The 18,961-nt window shown below is 27.7% G+C and carries 17 protein-coding genes; 13 read left to right on the top strand and 4 right to left on the bottom strand.

Annotated features, from left to right (window positions below):
* Window positions 1-3 precede the first annotated feature (3 nt).
* A complete protein-coding gene (locus ACRCZX_RS05065) occupies window positions 4-711 on the bottom strand; it encodes a TMEM164-related integral membrane acyltransferase (RefSeq protein WP_438581843.1) in 708 nt (235 codons plus the stop codon).
* A 16-nt stretch (window positions 712-727) separates the two neighbouring features.
* Window positions 728-1,348 carry a ribonuclease H1 domain-containing protein gene (locus tag ACRCZX_RS05060; protein ID WP_438581842.1) on the bottom strand — a complete coding sequence of 207 codons (621 nt, stop codon included), beginning with the start codon at window positions 1,346-1,348 and terminating at the stop codon, window positions 728-730.
* 174 nt (window positions 1,349-1,522) lie between these two features.
* Here ACRCZX_RS05060 and rpmE point away from each other — a divergent pair, with 174 nt between their 5' ends.
* The 5 genes from rpmE (at window position 1,523) to ACRCZX_RS05035 (ending at window position 6,055) form a co-directional block, all read left to right on the top strand.
* Complete coding sequence (rpmE, locus tag ACRCZX_RS05055) at window positions 1,523-1,741, top strand: 50S ribosomal protein L31 (protein ID WP_438581841.1); 219 nt, start codon at window positions 1,523-1,525, stop codon at window positions 1,739-1,741.
* A 58-nt stretch (window positions 1,742-1,799) separates the two neighbouring features.
* The gene (upp, locus tag ACRCZX_RS05050) at window positions 1,800-2,423 is read left to right on the top strand and encodes a uracil phosphoribosyltransferase (RefSeq protein WP_438581840.1); all 624 of its coding nucleotides are present in this window, start codon (window positions 1,800-1,802) and stop codon (window positions 2,421-2,423) included.
* A 79-nt stretch (window positions 2,424-2,502) separates the two neighbouring features.
* On the top strand, window positions 2,503-3,456 hold the full coding sequence (locus ACRCZX_RS05045; RefSeq protein ID WP_438581839.1) for a glycosyltransferase family 2 protein: 954 nt from the start codon (window positions 2,503-2,505) through the stop codon (window positions 3,454-3,456).
* A gap of 11 nt (window positions 3,457-3,467) precedes the next feature.
* Window positions 3,468-4,553, top strand: coding sequence for a polysaccharide pyruvyl transferase family protein (locus ACRCZX_RS05040; RefSeq protein ID WP_438581838.1), 1,086 nt, complete (start codon window positions 3,468-3,470; stop codon window positions 4,551-4,553).
* A gap of 8 nt (window positions 4,554-4,561) precedes the next feature.
* Window positions 4,562-6,055, top strand: coding sequence for a lipopolysaccharide biosynthesis protein (locus ACRCZX_RS05035; protein WP_438581837.1), 1,494 nt, complete (start codon window positions 4,562-4,564; stop codon window positions 6,053-6,055).
* Between the two features lie 19 nt (window positions 6,056-6,074).
* Here the strand turns inward: ACRCZX_RS05035 and ACRCZX_RS05030 are convergent, their stop codons facing one another.
* Window positions 6,075-6,623, bottom strand: coding sequence for a DUF308 domain-containing protein (locus tag ACRCZX_RS05030; RefSeq protein ID WP_438581836.1), 549 nt, complete (start codon window positions 6,621-6,623; stop codon window positions 6,075-6,077).
* A gap of 135 nt (window positions 6,624-6,758) precedes the next feature.
* On the opposite strand from ACRCZX_RS05030, the gene ACRCZX_RS05025 reads away from it, so the two are divergent.
* Window positions 6,759-7,949, top strand: coding sequence for a pyridoxal phosphate-dependent aminotransferase (locus ACRCZX_RS05025; RefSeq protein ID WP_438581835.1), 1,191 nt, complete (start codon window positions 6,759-6,761; stop codon window positions 7,947-7,949).
* 40 nt (window positions 7,950-7,989) lie between these two features.
* On the opposite strand, the gene ruvC is transcribed toward ACRCZX_RS05025, so the two are convergent.
* Entirely contained in the window at window positions 7,990-8,565 is a 576-nt protein-coding gene (ruvC, locus tag ACRCZX_RS05020; RefSeq protein ID WP_438581834.1) for a crossover junction endodeoxyribonuclease RuvC, read from the bottom strand.
* Window positions 8,566-8,680: 115 nt separating this feature from the next.
* On the opposite strand from ruvC, the gene rfaE2 reads away from it, so the two are divergent.
* The 7 genes from rfaE2 to thrS all read left to right on the top strand — a co-directional run bounded on the left by rfaE2 (window position 8,681) and on the right by thrS (window position 18,920).
* Complete coding sequence (gene rfaE2, locus ACRCZX_RS05015; protein ID WP_438581833.1) at window positions 8,681-9,142, top strand: D-glycero-beta-D-manno-heptose 1-phosphate adenylyltransferase; 462 nt, start codon at window positions 8,681-8,683, stop codon at window positions 9,140-9,142.
* A gap of 11 nt (window positions 9,143-9,153) precedes the next feature.
* Window positions 9,154-9,630, top strand: a complete 477-nt coding sequence (gene tsaE, locus ACRCZX_RS05010; RefSeq protein ID WP_438581832.1) for a tRNA (adenosine(37)-N6)-threonylcarbamoyltransferase complex ATPase subunit type 1 TsaE — start codon at window positions 9,154-9,156, stop codon at window positions 9,628-9,630.
* Window positions 9,611-10,282: a tRNA (adenosine(37)-N6)-threonylcarbamoyltransferase complex dimerization subunit type 1 TsaB gene (gene tsaB, locus ACRCZX_RS05005; RefSeq protein ID WP_438581831.1), complete on the top strand. Its 672-nt coding sequence runs from the start codon at window positions 9,611-9,613 to the stop codon at window positions 10,280-10,282. Before tsaE ends, tsaB begins: the two co-directional genes overlap by 20 nt.
* A 17-nt stretch (window positions 10,283-10,299) precedes the next feature.
* Complete coding sequence (locus ACRCZX_RS05000) at window positions 10,300-12,888, top strand: FAD-dependent oxidoreductase (RefSeq protein ID WP_438581830.1); 2,589 nt, start codon at window positions 10,300-10,302, stop codon at window positions 12,886-12,888.
* Between the two features lie 88 nt (window positions 12,889-12,976).
* Window positions 12,977-13,291 carry a thioredoxin gene (gene trxA, locus ACRCZX_RS04995; RefSeq protein ID WP_438581829.1) on the top strand — a complete coding sequence of 105 codons (315 nt, stop codon included), beginning with the start codon at window positions 12,977-12,979 and terminating at the stop codon, window positions 13,289-13,291.
* A 90-nt stretch (window positions 13,292-13,381) separates the two neighbouring features.
* A complete protein-coding gene (locus tag ACRCZX_RS04990; protein ID WP_438581828.1) occupies window positions 13,382-16,978 on the top strand; it encodes a hypothetical protein in 3,597 nt (1,198 codons plus the stop codon).
* 28 nt (window positions 16,979-17,006) lie between these two features.
* The gene (gene thrS / locus ACRCZX_RS04985) at window positions 17,007-18,920 is read left to right on the top strand and encodes a threonine--tRNA ligase (RefSeq protein WP_438581827.1); all 1,914 of its coding nucleotides are present in this window, start codon (window positions 17,007-17,009) and stop codon (window positions 18,918-18,920) included.
* The last annotated feature ends 41 nt before the right edge of the window (window positions 18,921-18,961 follow it).

The raw sequence follows: 18,961 nt of genomic DNA, 5'->3' as shown, positions 1-18,961 counted from the left end.
ATTTTAACTGCTTTTTTTTGAAGATTTTTTTTTGAAAAAGAATAATAATAGTAATGTTAATATTATATAGATAACTTCAACAACTATTATATAATAAGGCCATTTGCCGAAAAAGTCTAAAGGCGACTTAAATGTTGGTTTTCTATTAATATATAGATAATTCGTTCCAAGTACACCATTAACGAAAAACACAGCAGACATAATAAGATTTATCCCTAAAAAACAAGCTGTCCAAGATTCTAAAGATACTTTTAATTTAAAAATTTTATGCTCAATAAAAGCAACAAAAATTATATAAAAATGAGTTGAAAAAAAGCTGATATTAAAAAAGCTAGGAAATGGTTCTCTAACCTCTGGTGTAAGAACAGCAAATAGTGCTCCAAATGACCAGAAAAATGTAGCGTATAAAAATGGTGTAAATCTAAAGATACTACCTAAAGCAGCAAAGATAAGAGTAATGTTGCAAAGGTGTAATGGAAGAAGCTCATACCAAGCTTCTCCAATTAGTTTATATCTAATAAAAAGTTCACCACATTTAATTAATAAAATAATAGAAGATATTATTCTCATAATTTTTTGAGCTTCTATTTTCTTATTTTCTCTACTCTCAGAATTAGATTTATAAATAATACTTAGATATAAAAAAGCAAAAACTAAAGAGTATCCTAAAAGGTAAAAAATATGTAAACTATCAAACAATTCAAACTCCATACAATCCCCCCTAAAACTATTTGTGAAAACCTAAATCTGCAGGATTAATATCTCCAGAGACATGTTTAATTAAACCACCAAGTTTCTCAAATTGCTCTCTTCTTATAGAAATTTTTTTTATCAGATTTATAGTTTTTTCATTTAAAGATGTTTTGTTATAGTGTCCTCTAGACCAGTAATCTATAATAAGTTTACTATCTCCAAAAATCTGTAAGTTTCTTTTTTTAATAGCAATATCTATAGCTAAATATGCTCCAATAAGTTCACCATAATTATTTGTACTTCCTTCTGGAGCCAAGTAGTTACCAAATTCATTGATCATTGTTTCGGGCATAATAACATCTAATAGAGAAAAACCAGATTTGTCAGTTACTCTAACTTCCACTCCAATTCCTCTACCTGTTCCAGCGTCAAAATAAATTCCATCAGTCAATTTTTCTTTAGCATCTTTAATTTTTTGTTTTTTATCTTCATAGATGCCACCATTAGCTAGCCATTCTTTAGCTTCTTTTTCAGTTTTAAAAGATTTATATCTTGCACTTTTATTTTTTATTAACCGTTGACATTCAGGCCAAGATGTAACAATAGCAGAGTAATTATCTCTGTCAATAATGAAAGCATAATATTTTGTAGCCATAATTCCCCTTTTATATTTTATTTATATTTTATTTATATTTTATCATAATTTTTTAAAAAAAAGAAAAAAAATAAGTTTTTTTTTTTCTTAACTATCAAAAAAGTGTTGCAAATCTCAAAAATTTATGATAAAATCTTTACGATAAATAGAAAGATTTTAGGGAAGGTGACAATAATGAAAAAGGGAATACATCCTGATTACAAACTAATAACTGTTGACTGTACTTGTGGAAATAGGTTCGTAACAAGATCAACAATGAAGGCAAAAGAAGATGAGCTTAAACTAGCTGTATGTTCAAACTGCCACCCATTCTACACTGGAAAAGCTAAGTTTAACGATGCTGCTGGAAGAGTAGAACAATTCAACAAAAAGTTTGGTATAAAGAAGTCATAAATAAAAAACGGGACTATGTCCTGTTTTTTTTTAAAACGCAAACAAATTGGAGGTCAAAATGGCTGTAATAGAGGTAAATCATCCGTTAATACAACATAAATTAACGATTTTAAGAAATAAAACTACTGATACAAAAGCATTTAGAGAAAGTTTAACTGAAATTTCTAAATTAATGACTTATGAAGTAACAAAAAACTTAGTTTTAGATGAAATAGAAGTTGAAACTCCTTTAATGAAAACAACTGGGTATGTATTGGGGACGAATATAGCAGTTGTACCTATTTTAAGAGCAGGATTAGGAATGGTGGATGGAATAGTTTCATTAATACCTACAGCTAAAATAGGGCATATAGGAGTTTATAGAGATGAAGAAACTTTGGAACCTGTATACTATTACTGCAAATTGCCTGTAGATATAGAAAGTAAGCAAGTGATATTAGTTGATCCAATGTTAGCAACAGGAGGATCGGCAATTTATGCTATAGATTACTTAAAGAAATCAGGTGTTAAAAATATAGTTTTCATGTGTTTAGTAGCTGCTCCAGAAGGAATTGCAAAAGTATTACAAACGCATCCAGATGTTGCAATATATGCGGCTAAAATAGATCAAGGCTTAGATTCAAATGGGTATATTTATCCTGGTCTTGGAGATTGTGGAGATAGAATTTTTGGAACTAAATAAATTATAAACGGGTGGTCTTATGTCCACCCGTTTATAATTTATTTAAATTTAAAAAAAAACTTAGAATTGCGGAGGCAAAATGTTAAGTGTTATAATTCCAGCTTATAATGTAGAGAAATATATAAAAAGATGCGTATATTCTGTTTTGAATCAAACTTTAAAAGAGATTGAAATCATAATAATAGATGATGGCTCAACTGATAGAACTTCTGAGATATGTTATGAATTAGTAGCTGAGAATAGTAAAATAATATATAAAAAAGTAGTTAATGGTGGATGTAGTAGGGCTAGGAATTTAGGTATAGAGGTTGCAAAAGGAGATTATATAGCTTTTTTAGATTCGGATGATTGGGTTGATGAAGATATGTATAAAGATATGTTAAATAAAGCAAAAAAAGAAAAAGCAGATATTGTAATCTGTGGATTTAAAAAACTTAATGAAACAGAAAAAATCTTATCAATAGTTGAAGTTCCCGAAAGAGATAGTAGTGAAAGCTATACTGATAGCAAAACAGAGTGGTTCTCTTCTCCTTGTAATAAAATATACAAAAAAGAAATAATAAAAATAAATACAATTAAATTCTTGTTGAATATTTATACTGGTGAAGATATGTTTTTTAATTTTATGTGTTTTTTCTTTAGTAGAAAGGTTGTATCTATTAATAAAACGTATTATAATTACTTTATGAATAGTAATTCTATTTCAAATAACTATAAAAATAGAACGGATATTTATATAGTTATAGATGAATTAGTATCTTTTTATAAAAAAAATGAAGTATATTATAAGAATATAGATAAGATTAGGGAATGTTTTAAGTACCATGGTATAATATATCCTTTTGATGTACTTCAAAAATTGAATGAAAATAAAATCAAAGATTGGCAGCAATTTTATAAAATTGTCAAAAAAAATATAAATAGATTTAAAAACTTAAAAACTTTAGATATACAATTGTGTTATTATTACAGAATTATAAGATTAAGAATGATTTTTTTAAAGAAATATAAGAAAATATTGATAAGGGAATAGGGTGAGGGAGATTGAAAAAAATATTAGTAAAAGCATATGCACACTTAAACTTAGGAGATGATCTTTTTATAAAAATGCTTTGTGAAAGATATGAGGAAACTCAATTTTATCTTTATGCTACTCCAGGATATGAAGAATTAAAGGGAATAGATAGTAATAATTTAAATTTGTTAACTAATAATACTTTTATAAAAAAGATATTATTTCGTTTGGGAAGAAAAATTGGGATTTCAAATATATTAGAAGATTATAAATCTAAAGAGTTAGATGGAGTTGTAAATATAGGGGGATCTATATTTATAGAAAATGATTTTTCTGAAGAAGATTTAAAAATTAGAGAGAGAAATTTGAAGTTTGGAAAGAATTATTTTATTTTAGGAGCTAATTTTGGTCCATATAAAAATGAAGAGTTTAAAGAAACATATACAGAATTTTTTAAGAAATGTAAAGATGTATGTTTTAGAGAAAAATATTCATATGAATTATTCAAAGACTTAGAAAATATTAGATGTGGCAGTGACATAGTCTTTAGTTTAAAGAAAGAAGAAGTTGAAAAAGAAAACTATGTATTGTTTTCTATAGTTCTTCCTTCAGGAAGACCAGGATTTAAAGGAGTAGAATCAGAATATTTCAATAGATTAAAAAGTTTAATTTTAGATATGATAAAAGATCAAAAAAAAGTTAAGTTGATGTCTTTCTGTCAAGAAGAAAGAGATGAAGAAGCAATTATAAAGCTTTTAAATATGATTCCTAATCAGCACCATAAAAATATATCAAAATATTTTTATAGAGGAGACATAAATGAAGCGATAGAAATCATTAATAAAGCAGAAAGTATTGTTGCAACAAGATTTCATGCTATGATTTTAGGCTTTGTATTGAAAAAACCAGTTTTTCCAATTGCCTATAGTAAAAAAATGACAAATGTTTTAGAAGATTTAGAATTTAAAGGTAATTTTGCATCATTAGATAATCTAAAAAATTTAAATTATGAAAAATTTAAAGAAAATGGTGTTTTGGAAGAACAATCTTTATTAAAAGCATCTCAAGATGGAGAAAAACATTTTTTTAAATTAGATGAATTTATAAATAAATAGAGGTTTGTATGAAAAAAAATGAATTAAAAATAGGAACATTATTATCTTTAGTAACTGTAATATTAAGCTCTTTAATTCAAATTATTTATACACCAATGTATATGAAGTATTTAGGACCAGGAGATTATGGAATTAATTCATTAGTTCAATCTATAATGGGTTATATATCTATTTTGAATTTAGGACTAGGAAATACTATGTTAAGATATACAGTCAGATATAGAGCAGAAGGTAAAATTGAAGAGGAAAAATCTTTAAATGGAATGTTTTTAACAATTTTTTCAATACTAATGCTATTTTCTTTAGCTATAGGAATATATATATATATAAATATATATAATTTTTTTGGAAGTAAATTCACATTTCAAGAATTAGAAAAAACAAAATCGATTTTTATAATAATGTTTTTAAATGTGGTTTTATCATTTCCATTAAGTATTTTTTCAACAAATATAACTTCAAGAGAAAAGTTTATATATCAAAGAGGAATAAAATTAATAACAATCATATTAAATCCTCTTCTGGGTGTATTTTTGATGTTAAATGGATTTGGATTATTAGAATTAACAATTTCAACTCTTATTTTTACACTTATATCTTATGGATTTGATATAATTTATTCAATATATTTAGGAATGAGAATAAAGTTTTCTAAATTTAATATGAGCATTTTAAAAGAAATTTTTACATATTCGTTTTTTATTTTTTTAAATGTACTAATAGATCAAATATATTGGGGAACAGATAGGGTTATTATAGGTAAATATGTTGGTATTGCTGGGATAGCAGTTTATTCGATAGGTGGTATTTTCAATACACTCTATATGGGGTTTGCAGCAGCAATATCAGGAGTTTTATTTCCAAGAATAAATAGATTGATAGTTGAAGGAAAAAATAAAGAGATAGACGAGATGTTTTTAAAAATAGGAAGATTACAATATATTGTTTTAGGATTAATATCTTCTGGATTTATACTTTTTGGTAAAGATTTTATAACTTTATGGGTAGGAAAAGATTATATAGAGGCGTACAAAATCGCTCTTTGGATTATGATTCCATTAACAATACCTTTGATTCAGAGCACTGGAGTAGCAATAATACAAGCTAAAAATATGCATCAATTTAGATCCATTATCTACTTAGTTATTGCTTTTTTAAATTTAGCTTTAAGTATTTTATTTGTGAAAAAATATGGAGCAATCGGTTGTGCTGTAGCTACAGGAATATCTTTTATACTTGGTCAAATTATTATTATGAATATATATTATAAAGTTGTAATAAAGCTTAATATTATAAGATTTTGGAAAAATATTTTAAAAATGACAATACCAATTGTTATAGCAATGTTATTTGGATATGTTTTAAATTTGTACTTGAGTGAAATAAAGTATTTAAACTTTATATTAAAAACAAGTTTATACACTTTTATTTACGGAATATTACTTTGGAATTTAGGGTTAAACTCTTATGAAAAATCTCAGATAAGATTATTTAGAAGATGAATATAAAGTGAAGTGATGATTAATCATCACTTTTTTTTATGTTTATATATTCTTCTGTTAAAAAGTGTATTCCTAAGAATAAAATATACCATCCAAAAACAATATAAACAGCTTTATCTGTAAGTAGAGGGAGAGTAATAATTAAAGATCCAAATAAAAAATGTAGAAGACCTTTAATAATAACAATAATTTTAATTTTAGCTTTTGTATTTTCCCAAGATGTGAGTTTATTATCTCTACCTAATATTAAAATTAATCCTTTTAAACAAAGTAAAATACCGATATAACTAGTAAAAAATAATTCATTGGTGAAAGTATTGAGAATGATAACAGCAACTGATATAAGTTCAATAACACCTTCTGCTAAAACAATTCCCCAATGAAAATATGGATCTTTTCTATTTGTTGTAGAATAAAAAAGATGATAAACTCCATTTAAAAATAAAATTGTACTTAAGATATATTCAATATTTTTATTGAAAAATCCTACACTACTAATACCTAAAGCTCCAATTAAAACATAAAAAATTCCTAATGATAAGAAGATTGATTTTAAATTTAATTTCATATTAAGTTCTCCTTTAAAGAATAGTTCTTGATATAATTATACTAAAGTTTAGATAACTATTCAATCAAAAAAAAACTTCACATAATTCTCATAGATTGATATAATATTAGAAAAAAGTTTGCCTAGGAGGGACAGATGTTTTCTAAAAATATTCAAAACTTAAAAACATCTCCAGTGAGAGAATTAATACCATATTCAAAAAAAGCCAAAGAAATGGGGATAGATATAATACATTTAAATATAGGACAACCAGACTTAGAAACTCCAAAAGAGTTTTTTAAAGCTATAAGTCATTTTAAAGAGGAAACAATAGCATATTCAGATTCTTCTGGAAGAAAAGAATTGATAGAATCAATCAAAAAATATTATGCAAATTTAGGGATGGATTATTTGAATGAAGAAATACTAATAACAGCTGGGGGAAGCGAAGCATTATTATTTACTCTAATGACACTTTTTAATGAAGGTGAAGAGGTTCTAATTCCAGAACCATATTATGCAAACTATAATAGTTTTTTTGCAATGTTAGGAATAAAAGTTGTAGGAATACCAACTAAATTTGAAGAAAACTTTAAATTGCCTAGTAAAGAAATAATTGAAACTTTAGTTACTGAAAAAACAAGAGCAATAATGTTTTCAAATCCAGGAAATCCTACGGGATCAGTTTATTCAAGAGAAGAGTTGTTAATGCTAAATGAAATTTCTAAAGAAAGAGATATATTTTTAATTAGCGATGAAGTTTATAGAGAATTTATTTATGATGGAAAAGATACAGTAAGTTGTGGTACATTTGTAGATAACTTAGAAAGAATAATATTGATAGATTCAATATCAAAAAGATTCTCAACTTGTGGAGCTAGAGTTGGAACTATTTTAAATAAAAATAAAGAGTTTATGAGCTATATTTTGAAATTATGTCAATCAAGACTTTCAATTTCAACATTAGATATGATAGGAGCAGAAGCTCTTTATAGATGTAAAGATAAAAGCTATTATAATGCTGTAAATAAAAAATATACTGAAAGAAGAGATTTTTTATTTGAAGGATTAAAAAATATAGAAGGTATAGTTCTTAATAAACCAGAAGGAGCATTTTATTGTATTGTACAGCTACCTGTAGAAGATGCAACAGAGTTTTCAAAATGGTTATTAGGGGAATTTTCATATGAAAATTATACAGTGATGCTAACACCAGCAAAAGGATTTTATCAAAGAGAAGAATTAGGATTAAATAAAGTTAGAATATCTTATGCATTAGATTTAGATATATTAGAAAAAGCTGTAAAAATTATAAAATTAGGTTTACAAAAATATAACAAAAAATAAAACAAAGGGTGACTAGAATAAATTCCTAGCACCTTTTGTTTTATTTTTTTAATAAAAGTTCTTGAAATTCTTTTGCAGTCATTCTATTACTTTTAACTTCTTTTTCTATTTTAACATTAACTGAAACTTTAGGAGTGTATAAAGAGTTAGTAAGAGAATTAATATGTGTTATTGCAACAGCGATAGCATCAGCTGCATCATCTGGTTTTGGAATTTCATCTAATTTCAATATTTTTTGAACCATTGATTGAACTTGTTTTTTATCAGCTTTACCATATCCAGTAATCCCCATTTTAACTTGAAGTGGAGTATAACTTTCAATTTTAAGATTTTTTTTTCTTCCTGCAAGGATAAGAACTCCTCTCGCTTGTCCAACACTAACAATAGTTTTATTATTTTTAAAGAAAAAAAGATCTTCAATAGCCATATGCTCTGGTGAATATAAATCAATAATTTTTTCTAGTTCGTCAAAAATTTGTAAAAGTCTATCTTCCATAAGAAGATTTTTATCTGTAAAAATACAACCATATTTTATAAGATTAATTTTATTTTTTGTGTAATCAACAATTGAATATCCGACAATAGCTGTACCTGGATCAATACCTAAAACTCTCAAAAAAATCACCTCTTAATATTTTATCATGTTCAAAGAAAAAAAACTAGCACATGTACATAAGCTTTAAAAATTATGGTATAATAAAAATAAAATTAAGGTTACAGGAGAGAAAGGTATGATTTTAAAAAGAGCTATAGCACAAGAGTTGATAGAAGAATTAAAAAAGCAAAATAAAAAAGTAGTATTTACAAATGGTTGTTTTGATATTTTACATGTAGGACACTTAACTTATTTAAATGAAGCAAAAAAACAGGGAGATATATTAATTGTTGGAGTAAATTCAGATGCTTCAGTAAGGAGATTAAAAGGCGAATCAAGACCAATAAATGGAGAGATGGATAGAGCAGAAATGCTTTGTGGACTAAAAGCAGTTGATTATACAGTTATATTTGAAGAGGATACTCCTTGTGAGCTTTTAGATGATCTAAAGCCATCGATACATGTAAAAGGAGGAGACTATACTAAAGATGATTTACCCGAAACTAAAATTGTAGAAAAAAATGGTGGAGAAGTTAGAATTTTAGGTTTTGTAGAAGGGAAATCAACAACGAATATAGTTAATAAAATCCAAGGGTAGGTGAGTTTTTTATGAAGAAAGTATTAACGTTTGAAGAGATAAATAGATTAGCAAAAAAATTAGCAAATTATGTTTCACCAAATACAGTAGTAGCATTGATAGGTGATTTAGGAACAGGAAAAACAACATTTACTAAAAATTTTGCAAAAGAATTAGGAATAGAAGAAAATTTAAAAAGTCCAACATTTAATTATGTATTAGAATATTTAGATGGAAGACTACCATTGTATCACTTTGATGTTTATAGACTTGGAAGTTCAGAAGAAATTTATGAAATAGGATATGAAGACTATATAAACAATGATGGAGTTGCATTAATAGAGTGGGCAAATATAATAGAGAGCGAACTACCTAAAAAATATATAAAAATAGAATTTCAATATTCTTTAGTAGATGATGATTTAGAGGTAAGAGCTTTAGATTTACAATATATAGGAGATAAAGAAAAAGAGGAGGAGATGTTAAAGTATGTTGATTTTAGCAATTGATACATCTACAAATATAGGGACGGTAGCTTTGTATGATGACAAAATAGGAATGGTTGGAGAGATAACTTTAAATGTGAAGCAGAATCATTCTGCAATAACAATGACAACAATAGATACTTTATTTAAATTAAGCTCAGTAGATAAAAAATCTGTGGATAAAATAGCTGTAAGTACAGGACCAGGATCATTTACAGGAATAAGAATAGGTGTAGGTTTAGCAAAAGGTTTAGCATATGCATTAAAAAAACCAATAGCAGGAATAAATGAACTAGATTTATTAGCTCAAATATACACTGGAGATAAAAAAGTAATCTCTATGTTAGATGCCAGAAAGGAAAGAGTTTTTTGTGGAGTATATAGGAAGCATGAAGATGCGTTTGTTTTAGATGGTGATTATATGGCTGAAGATTTAGAAAATATATTGATTTCTGTAGAAGAGGCGACTGTTTTTGTTGGAGATGGAGCTATTGTTTACGAGGAATTAATAAAAAATAGACTGGGTGAAAAGGCAATTTTTATTAAGAAATCATTAAATGTATCAAGAGCTTCATTATTGGCTGAACTAGCAGTAATTAAAGAGGATAACTTATTCACTCTAGAACCATATTATGTAACAAAATCACAAGCTGAAAGAGAAAAAGAAGCTAAATAGAAAAAGTGAGGTGAAGAATGAAATCGTTTAAACTAAAAAAAGATATCCATTGGGTAGGTTCTTTAAATCCAGATTTAAAAGTATTTGATGTAATAATGGAAACAGAATTTGGAACAACTTACAACTCATATTTAGTAAAGGGTGATAAGAAAACAGCTCTTTTTGAAACAGTAAAAGAGGTGAAATTTCCAGAATTTTTAGAAAGACTAAAAACATGTATAGATGATATAAAGTCTATAGATTATATAGTTTTAAACCATACAGAACCGGATCATTCAGGATCTGTTGGAAAACTTTTAGACTTAGCTCCTAATGCGAAAGTTGTAGGTTCTAAAAATACGATTCAATTTTTAAAAGAAATACTAAACAAGGATTTTGCTTATATAGTTGTTGACCAAGGAGATATAATATCTTTAGGAAATAAAACTCTTAAATTTATAATGGCTCCATTTTTACATTGGCCAGATTCTATGTATACATATATAGAAGAGGATAAAATATTAGTTACTTGCGATTCATTTGGATCTCATTATAGTTTTGAAGAACTTTTAATTTCAAAACTACCAGTAGAAAAACAAAAAGACTATAAAGTTGCATTAAGATATTATTACATGTCCATATTTTCACCATTTAGAAAATATGTGTTAGAAGGCATCGAGAAAATTAAAGGTTTGAAATTAGAAATGATTCTTCCAGGTCATGGTCCTATTTTAGATATTGATATAGAGAAAATTCTAGAAACATATAAAAATTGGTCAACAGTAAAAAATCCAAATGAATTTAAAAGTGTAATAATACCATATGTGACATCTTATGGATATACAAGAGAGTTGGCTTGTGAAATAGAGAAAGGAATTAAAGATTATAACAGCACAATTGAAGTAAAAATGTATGATTTAGATGTACAAAATTTTCCTAAGTTAGAGGGAGAGATTTTAAGAGAATTTCTTTGGGCAGATGGAATAATATTTGGAAGTTGTACTATAAATGGAGATACGCTTCCAATAATATGGGATTTATTAGCATCATTAAATCCGATTGTTCATGGAGGGAAATATGTATCAGCATTTGGAAGCTATGGATGGAGTGGAGAAGCTGTTCAGAATATAATAGATAGATTGAACCAATTAAGAATGAATGTTATTGATGGATTTAAAGTTAATTTTAGAGCTTCACGTAAAGACTTAGATTTAGCATTTCAATTTGGAAGAGAGTATGCAAAACATATGATTTTAAAAACAATTCCAGAAAAAAAACATAGTTTTAGAATTGAAAATTTAAATCCAGATAAAAAAGTTATGAAATGGACTTGTAGTGTTTGTGGGCAATCATATACTCAAATAGATGCACCAGATATATGCCCAGCTTGTGGAGTAGGGAAAGAATTTTTTATACCTTCTTCTTTGGAAACAAAGTTAGAAAAGGTAGTAAATAAAGAAAATATAATAATAATTGGTGGAGGAATAGCTGCTTTGTCAGCTGCCAAAATAATTAGAGAACGAAGTGAAGAATCAAAAATAACAATTTTATCAGATGAAAAAGAATATCCTTATTACAGAACTCTTTTATCAGAAATGATAGGTGAAGAGATATCTAGAACTAAGTTTTTAGTTAAGCCAGAAAATTGGTATAAAGACAAGAATATCAATATAAAGCTAAATGTTACTATTGAAAATATTGTGACAACAGATAAAAAAATTAGAACTTCAGATGGTGACTATATAAACTATGATAAATTGATAATTGCTACTGGAGCAAGATCAATGGTCCCAAGTATAGGGAATTCACACTTAGATGGTATTTTTACAGTTAGAAATGAAAAAGATATTGATAAAATAAAAAAATATTGTATTGGAAAAAGAAAAGCAGTAGTTATAGGTGGTGGAGTTTTAGGATTAGAATCAGCTTGTGGACTTCAAAAATTAGGGATGGATGTATCTGTAATTGAAATGATGCAAAGAATATTACCGAGACAGCTTGATGAAGAAGGATCAAAATTATTTGAAACTTGTATAAGTAATAGTGAGATAAAATTATATAAAAACTCTAAAGCAGAAAGATTTACAGGAACTGAAATGGTAGAAGGAATATACTTAGACAGTGGTGAATTGATTAAGACAGATGTTGTTATAATAAGTTCTGGAATAATACCAAATAAAGAGTTGGCTCATTCTGCTGGAATAAAAATTAATAGAGGTATTGTAGTAGATGAGAAGATGAAAACATCAGAAGAATTTATATATGCATGTGGAGATGTTGCAGAATATAAAGGAAATGTAATCGGTCTTTGGCAGGTTTCGTCTGACCAAGGGAAAATAGCAGGATTAAATTCAATAGGAATAGATGAAAAATACGAAGATAAAATTCAACCTGTGACTTTTGAAGGTGCAGGAACAAAGATATTTTCAGTAGGTGGTATTTTAGAAAGTGGAGATTTTATTTCAGAAACTTCATCAGAAGAGCTATCATATAAAAGATTAAATTTTAAAGATGGTGAAATAACTTCTGGAATTTTAATAGGCGATGTCGAAAAAGGAGCCTTACTTATTAAATCTTTAAAAGATAAAGAGAAAAAAGGAAATATATTAAAAAGCTTCTATAAATAGATAACAAATTAAAATTGACAAAATAGAGTCGTTTATGTTAAAGTACAAATATATTTAAGGGAGTGTTCTCCATCTTGAGGAGGTTAAAATGGGAAAAGTATTAAGTTTAAACAATTCAAATTTCAAAAATGAAGTAACAGAATCTAAAGGAATAGTTTTAGTTGATTTCTGGGCTGATTGGTGCGGACCTTGTAAAATGTTAGCTCCAATTTTAGAGGAGTTATCAGAAGACACAATAGCTAAAATATGTAAAATAAATGTAGATGAGAGTGGAGATTTAGCTGGAGACTATGGAATAAGAAGTATTCCGACAATGATTGTTTTTAAAGATGGAATTAAAGTAGATCAAATTGTTGGATTAAGACAAAAATCAGAGCTTTTAGAAAAATTAAATTCTTACTAAAATAATAAATAAAAGGGTTGCTGCTAGTGGCAACCTTTTTTGTTTTATGGTATAATTGAACTCAATATAAAAGTGAAGATGGGAGGGCTGATGAAAAGAAAAATCTATTTAATTTTAGCTTTAATGGTTGTCGCTGTCACAAATTTAAAAGCAGAAATACAAAATTCTGAAGATATACAAAACGAAGTTGATATAGATTTAAACTCCAATACTATGACTTCAATAGATGGAGTAAATGTTAGATATGGATCATTAAAGTTAAAAGCTTTTGAAGTTAGAGTAGATAGAGATAAAAATAAAGCTTATGTTCCAGGGGAATTTTTCTTAGAGGTTGATGAGCCTACAGGAAAATTAAAAATTGATTCATCAAATGGAGAGTTTGACACTGAAAAAAATATAGGTAATTTTGGAAAGAGTTTTGGTTATCTAGAAATAGGTCAAGTAACAGGAGCTGAAAAACCAAATGATAGAATATATTTTGGCGGAAACAAAACTGAATACTTAGATGGAAAAACTTATTTAAGAGACGCATGGTTTACTACAGATCCCAAAATTATTGAAACTAGAAATCCTGCAGAAGTTGGATATCATTTACAATCAGATACTATAGTAATAGAAGCTGATAAGCAGGTAACTTTTAAAAATACAAATTTATTAATAGGCCAAACTGATATAATTCCATTTTCATTGCCATGGTATAGATTTAATATAAGGCAAGGATCAGAGGTACCTCTATTTCCAAGTTGGGGTTCTGATGATGACTATGGTTGGTATATAACTTCAGGAGTTTTATGGGGTGATAAAGATAGTAAATTTAAAGGTGGAATATCTCCGAAATTTGGAGATAGAATTGGACTTTTAATTGGGAGAATGGAAAATTGGTATGATTTAGGTAGTTATGGAAGTGGACAATTGAATGTGAACGATTGGCTTATACATAAAAAAGCAGATGAAGATGAAATAGAAAGAAACTTTAATAGATGGGATACAAATTATAATCATAACTACTCAGGAGAGTATGGATTCTTAAATTTAAACTATCAAAATTCAACATATAATATGATTTCAACTTTAGATGACGGAATTGATAATTATTTTGGTGGAAAGAAAAATGAAGATTGGCAATATGTAGATGATGTGCCAAATAAAGGTGGAAATTTAGGATTTTATAATCTAGATACAGAGCTTACAAATTTAGGGAGCGATGGAGATATAACTTTAAAAGCGAAACTAAATTTAGTTTCAGATAAAGAAACATATGGAGTAATAGTAGCTGAGCAGCTTGATGATATGGATTATGGATCATCAGCAGATTATGATTTAAGTAGTGATGTTTCAATAAATAAAGAGAATGATAGATATTCAATGGGAGCTTATTATAATTATCTTTATGATATGGATCCTGGTTCTACGAAAAAGGATTTGCAATCTAGAGCAGAAAATTTTGGATTTAACTTTAATGACAAAGAGAATAAAATTTCACTTTCTTATGATGATAAATCAGGAGATAAATTTAGAGAACTAAACTCTTGGGAAAGAGACCCTAATTTTAGTAAGTTAAATAGAGAAGGATTCTATGGAATAGAGTTTGACTATACTCCTTGGACAGTTTCACAGTATGATATCTATGATAGTAAAGATTTAAAAACTTCACTTGGGGAGTATCATCTATATAAGAATTTGTTCTATAAAGTTGGATACGATTATAGTGAGTTTGAGTATAAGTTAAATCTTCAAAGTGATCAATTTAGAAAAACAGCTTTGATCGAAGGAAAAACTAGCAACTATAGAGATACTCAATATAATAGATACGAAAATATAATTTACAATAGAACTATAGAAAATAGAGGTTACATAGATTTTATTTATGATAACTATAAATTTACTGTAGCTGGTGGTAATACGAAAGAGGAAATCTGGGATAGAGAAGGAATTTATAATATTTATAGTGACTCTGATAGAATTCTAGATAGAGAAGCATATAGAGTTTATAGAAATGAATCAGATTTCTATGAAGTAGGATTATCTAATGAGAAGCTAGCTTTAGGAACTTTGGGAGATTTAGAGTTGTATGGAAACCTTAGATTTGATCAGTATGATAAAGGCTATGACGATGAAAAATCAAAAGAGCTATCAACAGATGATAAATCGACGAGAATTAGAGCTGGATTTGCACATGATATGACATTGTTTGATAATAGTGATAATAAAAATAGATCTACAGACTTAGCTTTAAATAATAGATTTACATATATGTATCAAGATTATTCTTATAGCTCTGATTCTAAGATGATGAGTGATAGAAGAATGTTCCATAAAGAAAATGTAAATGAAGTATCAGATATGTTAACATTTGATTTAGGAAATACACAAACTATCTATACAGTTGATTACAAAGATGTTAAAAGAGCAAGTAATGATAATAAAAAAGGTGAGATTTTAAATCAAAATTTAGAGTTCTTGATTGATGATGAAAATAGTTTTGGTCTAAACTATGGTTTAGATAAGAGGTTCACAGATATTAATACAGAAAAAGAGAATCATAATGATTTAACACTTCAAAACTACGGAACAAATTATAGATATAGTAATAATAATTTTTATTATAAAAATCGTAGAATAGAATCGAGCATATGGAATATTGATAAAATAAGTGATGCTGAAGAAAAAATTAGAGAAGATGTTTATGGATATACATATGACTTTGGTAAAAATAAGTTAAACTTAGAATATATTCAAGGTAGAGATGAAAGAGAAGAAGTAAGTTCTAAAGTAATAGATACTAAGAATAGAACATACTCGGTATCATACTCGGTAGGTGGAGATGTAGAACATCTATACAGGGCTAGTTATGAAGATTATAAAAATGCTGGAGAATGGAATAGTTCGTTATCAAACTATAACTCAGATGTAGTTTATTTATCTTATACTTATAAAGATAAAAGATTTACAGATACAGAGTTAGTTTCATATGCAGCTTCTGAATATAAAAAAACACCAGATCAACTATCACAAGTTGAAATAGATAGAATAAGACAAGTTTTAGAAGATAGAGAAAATTCTAGAGTTAAAACATTTAATCTAAATAGAATTGTAGATGATAGAACTTATTTTGGTGATTACAAAAGAGGATTTAATACATCACTTATGATGCAAAGAAACGATAAAAGATATGAAGAAACTGGAGATTATTTAAAATCTTTAGAAGAATTAGAAGGAAGATTATTCTATTCTTATAATAGAATAGGATTGGGATATATCTATAATCAAAAATCAGCTTTCGGAGATTATAGCAATTTAAGTACTTGGAAAGATACAGAAAGAGAGCATGAATTTAGTTTAAATGCAAAAATTGGAAAACCAAGTGAAGGATGGAGAACAAAAGCATATGTTAAATTCTATGATCAATTAGATGGAGAGTCAGGAGAAAATGGAAGAAGTGCTTTTGATGGATTTGGTGTAGAGTTAGGAAAAGAGTTTGGGTACTATGAATGGGCTGTTGCTTATGAAAGAGATTATTCATATAAAACAAAAGATTATGAATGGAGTATGGCACTTCAATTTAGATTGTTAACATTCCCAAATGCCAATATATTTGGATTAGGAGCATCAACTGATAAAGATAAAAAGACGTCCCCTGATACATATCTATTTAATGGAATAAAAATAGATGATTTAGAGGATTAATATAATTATTTGAAAAGAGGAGAGAGAAATGAGAATAACATTACCAAGCGGAGATATAAAAGAATTTGAAAACAGTGTGAACATGTTTGAAATTGCAAAATCAATAAGTAATTCTTTAGCTAAAAAAGCTATAGGAGCAAAAGTAGATGGAAAAGAAGTAGATATGAGCTACTTATTAGATAGAGATGCTGATATTGAAATAATAACTCCCGAGAGTGAGAAGGGAGAAGAGATCATAAAACATTCAACTGCTCATTTATTAGGACAAGCAGTTACAAGATTATTTCCAGGAACAAAGGTAGCTATAGGACCTTCAATTGAAAATGGATTCTATTATGATTTTGATCCTGAAAATCAATTTACAGATGAAGATATACAAAATATTGAACTTGAAATGAAAAAGATTGTAAAAGAAAATATAAAAATTGAAAGAATAGAGATGGTTAGAGAAGAGGCTATAGAGCACTTTAAGAACTTAGGTGAAACTTATAAAGTAGAGATAATAGAAAGTATTCCAGCTAATGAAATGTTAACATTTTATAAGCAAGGCGATTTTATAGACTTGTGTAGAGGACCACACGTACCATCTACATCTTATTTAAAAGCTTTTAAACTGAAATCAGTAGCGGGTGCATATTGGAGAGGGGATTCTAATAACAAGATGTTACAAAGAATCTATGGTTTTGCATTTGCAACTGAGCATGAACTAAAAGCACATTTAAAGTTTTTAGAAGAAGCAGAAAAAAGAGATCATAGAAGATTAGGTAAAGAGTTAGATTTATTCTTTACAAGTGATTTTGGGCCAGGATTCCCATTCTTTTTACCGAATGGTATGAAAATGAGAAATGTTTTAACTGATCTATGGAGAAAAGAACATGAAAAAGCTGGATATGAAATGATACAAACTCCAATTATGTTAAACAAAGAGCTTTGGGAAACATCTGGTCATTGGATGAACTATAGAGAACATATGTATACTTCAGAAATAGATCAGGGTGAATTCGCTATAAAACCTATGAATTGTCCAGGTGGAATTTTAGTTTATAAACATGGAAAGCATTCATACAAAGATTTGCCAATAAGAGCTGGTGAGTTAGGAATAGTTCATAGACACGAGTTTTCAGGAGCTCTTCATGGACTTATGAGAGTAAGAAACTTTACTCAAGATGATGCACATATATTTATGACGCCAGATCAAATTGAAGATGAAATTGTAGGAGTAGTAAACTTAATTGATAAATTCTATAGAGGATTATTTGGATTTGAATATTCAATTGAATTATCAACAAGACCAGAAAAAGCTATTGGCTCTAAAGAGATTTGGGATAAGGCTGAATCAGCTTTGGAAGGAGCTCTAAAAAAATTAGGAAGAAACTACAAACTAAATCCAGGAGATGGAGCTTTTTATGGTCCTAAATTAGACTTTAAAATAAAAGATGCTATTGGAAGAACTTGGCAATGTGGAACTATTCAATTGGACTTTAACTTACCTGAGAGATTTGATGTTTCTTATATAGGAGAAGATGGAGAAAAGCATAGACCAGTAATGATTCATAGAGTTGTTTATGGTTCACTAGAAAGATTTATGGGTATTTTAATAGAGCACTATGCAGGAGCATTCCCTACTTGGTTAGCACCATGTCAAGTTAAAGTATTAACTATAAATGACGAAGTAATTCCTTATGCAAAAGAGTTAGTAGCTATATTAAAATCAGAAGGAATTAGAGTTGAAATGGATACAAGAGCTGAATCTATTGGATATAAAATAAGAGAAGCAAATGGAAAATATAAAATACCAGTTCAATTAATCATTGGTAAAAGTGAAGTAGAAAATAGAGAAGTGAATATTAGAAGAATTGGTTCTCAAAACCAGGAATCTATGTCGTTAGAAAATTTTGTAGCTATGATAAAAAAAGAAGCAGCACCAAAATTTAACAACTAATTATAAAGGGATTGAGCAGGATTTTTTCCTGCTCTTTTCTA

This window comes from Cetobacterium sp., from assembly GCF_051658645.1.
Taxonomy (GTDB): Bacteria; Fusobacteriota; Fusobacteriia; order Fusobacteriales; family Fusobacteriaceae; genus Cetobacterium_A.
The sequence above is the reverse complement of the archived record's forward strand: the minus strand, read 5'-3'. Positions and strand labels throughout refer to the sequence as shown.